The organism is Acinetobacter sp. V2 (genome assembly GCF_001188385.1).
Taxonomy (GTDB): domain Bacteria; phylum Pseudomonadota; class Gammaproteobacteria; order Pseudomonadales; family Moraxellaceae; genus Acinetobacter; species Acinetobacter oleivorans.
The window spans coordinates 87,005-93,214 of sequence record NZ_JZFB01000006.1 but is presented as its reverse complement, the minus strand read 5'-3'; the positions used below and the strand labels follow the sequence as shown (position 1 = coordinate 93,214).

7 protein-coding genes are annotated in these 6,210 nt (G+C 39.0%); 3 read left to right on the top strand and 4 right to left on the bottom strand.

Features of this window, described 5'->3' with window-relative positions; translation table 11 throughout:
* The 3 genes from UC75_RS22100 to UC75_RS16290 all read right to left on the bottom strand — a co-directional run.
* Nucleotides 1–100: hypothetical protein (locus UC75_RS22100; protein WP_228137447.1), on the bottom strand; the 100-nt coding region annotated here is incomplete at its 3' end.
* Nucleotides 101–140: 40 nt separating this feature from the next.
* Entirely contained in the window at nucleotides 141–1,784 is a 1,644-nt protein-coding gene (locus UC75_RS16295; RefSeq protein ID WP_049838187.1) for an MFS transporter, read from the bottom strand.
* Nucleotides 1,781–2,350, bottom strand: coding sequence for a TetR/AcrR family transcriptional regulator (locus UC75_RS16290; RefSeq protein WP_013198836.1), 570 nt, complete (start codon nucleotides 2,348–2,350; stop codon nucleotides 1,781–1,783). The genes UC75_RS16295 and UC75_RS16290 overlap by 4 nt, the downstream gene beginning before the upstream one ends.
* Before the next feature lie 178 nt (nucleotides 2,351–2,528).
* Here UC75_RS16290 and UC75_RS16285 point away from each other — a divergent pair, with 178 nt between their 5' ends.
* From UC75_RS16285 to UC75_RS16275, 3 genes are all read left to right on the top strand, one after another.
* A complete protein-coding gene (locus UC75_RS16285; protein ID WP_013198835.1) occupies nucleotides 2,529–3,152 on the top strand; it encodes a LysE family translocator in 624 nt (207 codons plus the stop codon).
* A 162-nt stretch (nucleotides 3,153–3,314) separates the two neighbouring features.
* On the top strand, nucleotides 3,315–3,503 hold the full coding sequence (locus UC75_RS19310) for an NF038215 family lipoprotein (RefSeq protein ID WP_049838186.1): 189 nt from the start codon (nucleotides 3,315–3,317) through the stop codon (nucleotides 3,501–3,503).
* Nucleotides 3,484–3,819, top strand: a complete 336-nt coding sequence (locus UC75_RS16275; RefSeq protein WP_004794282.1) for a hypothetical protein — start codon at nucleotides 3,484–3,486, stop codon at nucleotides 3,817–3,819. Before UC75_RS19310 ends, UC75_RS16275 begins: the two co-directional genes overlap by 20 nt.
* Nucleotides 3,820–3,927: 108 nt before the next feature.
* Here the strand turns inward: UC75_RS16275 and metG are convergent, their stop codons facing one another.
* A complete protein-coding gene (gene metG, locus UC75_RS16270) occupies nucleotides 3,928–5,994 on the bottom strand; it encodes a methionine--tRNA ligase (protein ID WP_049838207.1) in 2,067 nt (688 codons plus the stop codon).
* Between the last annotated feature and the right edge of the window lie 216 nt (nucleotides 5,995–6,210).

Sequence of the window (6,210 nt, the reverse complement as noted above, 5' to 3'; positions counted from 1 at the left end):
GTGCAGGTGCAGGTGCAGGTGCAGGTGCAGGTGCAGGTGTTGGCTCGTTGGCGGGTGCCTGAGCTGGTGTTGGTTCCGGTTTGTTTTGATCATCTGACATATATCAATCTCAATTTCTATTTCATCAAATACGAAAGCCATTAAGGACGGCTAATTCCTCTGCGTTGTAGATATTTACTACGCGCAATATTAAATCCACCCCATAAGAGTAGGGCGACGGCAAAAATACCGTTTAAAGCAATAACATCATTGTAGGCACGAACTTGGGCTTCACGAGTGACCACTTGATTAAGTGAGCGCATGGATTGAGCTGTTTGTAATGCTGGGTCAGTAGTGGTGATGGATGCACTGCGTTGATAGGTAGAGAGTCTTTGAGCGACTAGAGGGTCTGCTTGTTCTAAATCTTTAATAATCTCTGCCTGATAGTTTTGCGTACGATGTTGTTGATAGGTCGAGAAGAAAGAAGACCCAACAAGACCACCGAAAGTTTGGGTAGCAGAAAATAATACGATAAAGGTCACTACGTAAGATGGGCCTTTAGCAAGTGTTTGCGCAAAGCCAATCAGAAGTAATGGACCAATAAATAGACCACCAGCAAAACCGACTAAAAACTGACTTGCAAAGAAATTCACAGGTCGAACATCACTGGTTAGGTGATAATCTAGCCCACAAGCAACCAGAATGAGGAACTCTGCAAAAAGTAAGTGGAAGATAATTCGTTCGCGTGAAAAGGTAAGTGCACTAAAAAGTGTTCCGCTTAAAATACCGACTAATATGACAACATAAAGTGGCACAAATTGATCAGGACCCATTCCCATAGTTTTTAAGAAGTTAACAGCAGCGTAGCTTTGTTCAGACATTAAAAGTCGAATAGCAAAAGCACCAAAAATGAAACGCAAGGTCGAAGAAGCACCTAACCAACGCGTCATAATTAATGGATTGGCGCGATAGTGTTCATAAAGCAAACCTAAAACAACTAAGCTAAAACCTGCAATTAAGACGTAAGCAAGCCATTCACTATTAAACCACCATAAAATTGGGCCTTGCGTGAGCACAATACATAAGCAGGCAAAGCCAGGAGCCAATAAGGCAAAGGTAAAGAAATCTTGCTTCTCAAAAACATAGATTCTTAAGCTACGTGGTAATTTCAATGAAACCACCATGGCTAAACAACAAAGTGCTAAACCAAGTTCAAAGGTGTAAAGAACGGACCAACTGTCTGTACTGACAAGAAATGGAGAAATAATCCAAGCTAACGGTACGCCAAGTTGCTGAAAGCCGAATGCGATATATATTCCTTTTGCCATGTCTGCTTTTTTAAAGGCTTGCATGGTGTAATACATACCTAATGAGCTTAGTGGTGCGCCAGCTAAACCTGCAACAACTCGAGCGAATAGGGCCATTTCATAGGTGTGTACAAAAATATGCAACACAAGCACGGCAATAAAAATAACGAGCCCTATTTCTGAAAATACTCTCAGGCCATATTGTTGTCTGGCTTTAAACAAAATCAGGTTTGAACTGACATTTGCCATGACATATGCCGCGGGCAGCCAAGCCGCTTCAGAAGGTGTCAGGCCGTATTCACCTTGGATTAAGGGTAAGTTTGCTGTAATAAAACCATTACTTAAGCTTGCTGACAGGGCGATGAATAAACCAATAAAAAAGTAAATAAAACGCTTAGGTACAGAATGTGCAATAGCTGCTGGTGAACCAGGTAGAGTCGGTTGCTCTTCTGGTGTCCAGTCGGGTGGTGTTTCTAAATAACGAGGCGTTTTACTCATTCTATCCCTCGAATTTTTTGTATTTGAATACCATGAAATAGTAATTCAATTGCTCGTTTTGCTAAGCGAGTCTGTTCTTCTGGCTCATGTCCTTGAAATGAAGAACCCAACATTGCAGTGACCATTGCATAGTCATTGGCAGTGAAATCAGCTCGGCACAGTTTTTGTTCTATCGCATTTTCAATCAGTGGGTTAAGTGCATTATTTCGCCGTTCATAAATTTTTAACATAATTGGGTCTTGCCGATCAATTACTCTCCAAAAATCTTGCAAAATTGCGAGCTTGGGAAGTTGCCCAATGTGTCCTTCAATTAAACGAAATAAACCGTCCTCGAATTGTTGAAAATGAGCTGCTTTTTGCTCTAGCTGTGTAATCGCACGCTCTAGAAGCGCACTAATTAAAGCCTTGCGATCACAAAAGTTGCGGTAAAAAGTTGCTCTGCCAACACCAGCGTGGTCAATTACAACTTGTAAGGGAACATTAATACCATGAATACGAAAACATTCTTCGGCTGCATTGAGTAATTCATCCCGATTATGGGCAGCAATTTTTTGACGTTTACTCATGTCATCGATTGGGGAGTTTCAAAGGTGATATATTTAACGGACATTTTTGTCCGTTGTGAAGATATAAATTGTAAAAACATGAAAATTCAATTTTCATCATTTATATCTTCTGCATTTTTATATGCGTCATAAAAAGCTGCTAGAATACCGCGCAATTGCGTGATGCTAGGTCAATACAATGTTTGAGTCCCTTATTCCTCTTTTTTCAATTGCTATGGCATTGATGCTTGGAGCAATAAGCCCTGGGCCAAGCTTTATTTATGTAGCGCAAAATTCAATTTCTAAATCACGTAAACATGGGTTGTTTACAGCATTGGGAACAGGAACGGGCGCAGCTCTGTTTGGCCTATTAGCTGTTATGGGGTTACAAGCAGTTTTATTAGCTGTGCCTTCTGCATATTTGATTTTAAAAATTGGTGGTGGGCTGTATTTGCTTTGGCTGGCTTTTAAAATTATTAAACATGCCAAAGAACCAATTGCCATGGAAAATGATGGCAAATCAAAAATGACCTATAAACAGGCATATCGTTATGGTTTGATTACACAATTAAGTAATCCGAAAATTGCAGTCGTGCTAGCGAGTGTATTTACTGCTTTGTTGCCAAAAGAAATCCCAAATTATTACTACGTCGCATTACCAGTGATTTGTTTTATGATTGATGCTGGTTGGTACTCATGTGTGGCAATGCTGCTCTCTTCAGAGAAGCCTAGAACAATGTACTTAAAAGCAAAAACTGGCGTTGATCGAGTAGCTGGAAGTATTGTGAGTGTATTAGGCTTAAAGTTAATTTTCTTCAAATGATAAATCTTTAATTAAAATATCTAAAAAATCCAAAGCCAGCTATTTATCGTCTGGCTTTATTTTTGCGTAAAATATATACAAATTGAAATATCTTTTTTAGCACTTAAACACTTTAAAAGTGGTAACTTAATAAATAAAACAAAAAGAAATGAGGATCACGTTATGAAAAAACTAATGGTGAGCATTTCTGTAGTTTTTCTCATCTTAACTACAGGATGTGAGATGAGAACAATGAGCAAGCAACAGCCAGCAAATGAGCGGACCATGAGTATTGTGGGTACTCCGGTTCATGAAAAGGATTATAAAATTTCCGATATACAAGTGAATAATCATGAGCAAGTTAACTATTAAGTTACTTGCTGGATGTGCAACTTACTGTATTTTGAATATGGTAAATGCATGTGAGCCTGCTTCTTTAGATTGGAAGCTTTTTCAGGAAAAATATGATTTAAATCATGATGGCATGTATAGCCTAAAAGAATTTCAACGTGTTGAAGACTTCTATCCTTACAACTGGCCGAGCGATAAACGTTTTCAAGGTGAAAACAAGCAAACAGAGCTATTTCATTATCTAGATGAAAATAAAAATGGTTATTTAACAAATGAGGAGTTAGGAAATATACATGTTTTATTTAATAATCCTTGTGAAGGGTGGCCGTGGTCATAATTTGAAAGCACTGGCTTCCTAAGTTTATTGAATATTTTAATTCACTCAGTTTTGATATTCCTAAAATAAAAAAGCTTCCAATTCAGGAAGCTTTTTTATTAAGGCAGATTAAGACACTTTATCGCCTGGTTTCGCACCTGTATCTGGAGAAATAATGAAAATACCTTCACCATTTCCAGCAGCAAGTACCATCCCGTTTGAAATACCAAAACGCATTTTACGTGGTGCAAGGTTAGCCACCATGACGACCAATTTACCTTTTAAATCTTCTGGTGCATATTGGCTACGAATACCACTAAATACATTGCGTGGTTCAGCTTCACCAACGTCTAAGGTCAATTGAAGTAACTTATCTGAACCTTCAACTGTACCGGCTTCAACGACCTGAGCAACACGCAAGTCAACTTTTAAGAAGTCTTCGATACCGATAATTTCAGCTTCACCCACTGCTGGAGCAGGGGCAGCTTTTTTCTCGGCAGCTTTGTCCTTTTTCGCCGTTGCTTTAGTTGCTTCTGGAGCAGGAGTACCTAAAGACTCTTTAGATGCATCCACCATTGCGGTAACAGCTTTTGGATCAACGCGCTGCATGAGCGGTTGGAACTGTGCAATCTCATGGCTTACAAGAATTTGTTTACGTGATTCGAAATTAAAGCTTTCAAGTTTTAAGAAACCTTGAACTTGCTCAGCCAAAGTTGGAAGAACAGGCGCTAAGTACACTGCTAATTGACGGAATAAGTTGATACCAACCGAGCATACATCAAGAACTTGTTGCTCTTGACCTTCTTGTTTAGCAAGTGCCCAAGGTTTTTTCTCGTCAATATATTGGTTTGCACGGTCAGCTAGCGCCATGATTTCACGAATAGCTAGCGAGAATTCACGTGCTTCATATGCGCTAGCGATTGAATCGCCTGCATCAATAAAGCTTTGTACCAATTCAGGTTCTGCACATTCAGCAGATAAAGTATTGTTAAAGCTACTATTGATAAATTTAGCACAACGACTAGCAATGTTGACTACTTTGCCGACTAAGTCAGAATTTACTTTTTGAATAAAATCATCAAGATTTAAATCAGAGTCTTCAACTTTATCTGAAAGTTTAGAAGCAAAGTAGTAACGTAAATATTCTGGATTCAAATGCTGTAAATAAGTCTCTGCTTTAATAAAAGTTCCGCGAGACTTAGACATCTTTTGTCCGTTCACAGTCAAGAAACCATTTACAAAAAGACCAGTTGGAGTGCGATAGTTTGCACCATCCAACATTGCAGGCCAGAACAAAGCATGGAAATAAACAATATCTTTACCAATGAAATGGTAAACGTCGTTTTGACTGTCTTTTTTCCAGAAATCATCAAAGTTTAAATCTGGACGTTTCGCTTTGATGTAATTTTCAAAACTAGACATATAACCAATTGGGGCATCTACCCAAACATAGAAATATTTATTTGGTGCATCTGGAATTTCAAAACCAAAATATGGCGCGTCACGAGAAATATCCCAATCTGCTAAACCTGCTTCAAACCATTCATCGAGTTTGTTAGCAATCGAGACAGGTAAGCGACCTTCATCACGGGTCCATTTCTGTAAATACTCAGCAAAGTTTGGTAGTTTAAAGAAATAGTGATCTGAAGATTTTTCAACTGGTGTTGCACCACTTAAAGTCGAGCGCGGGTTAAGTAACTCAGTTGCATTATAAGTCGTACCGCAAACTTCACATGAGTCGCCGTATTGATCTTCTGATTTACATTTTGGGCATGTACCCTTAATGAAGCGGTCAGATAAGAACATGCCTTTTTCTGGATCAAATAATTGAGTTACAGGACGAACTGCAATATTTCCAGCTTCACGGTTTTTAATATAAATATCAGTTGAACGTGCTTTATTGGCATCGCTATGCGTTGAATCATAGTGATCGAAATGTACGCCGAAGCCATCAAAATCACGAATATGTTCTTTCTGAACGTTCGCAATTTGCTCCTCAGGGCTAATACCGTTTGCCTCAGCACGTAGCATGATGGCAGTACCATGAGCATCATCCGCACATACATAAGTCACATCATGACCCATTGCCCGCATGGCACGAACCCAGATATCTGCCTGGATGTAACCGAGTAAATGACCCATATGAATTGGACCATTAGCGTAAGGAAGGGCATTAGTGACTAAAATTTTACGCACGGATTTCATTCTCTCATTCGTATTTATAAGGTGGAAGATTTTAACTGATGAAGGAGGAAAAACAAAGCAACGCTTTGTCCGACTGCAAGGCGAGAGCTGTGCTTGAGTGGCGGGATAATATCTTTGTTGGGTAACAATGAGTATTCGTAAAAATCGGGTTTTAATTGCGAAGTTATTTCTCTTTAGAATAGATAAACAAATCGAAAAATATTTGAA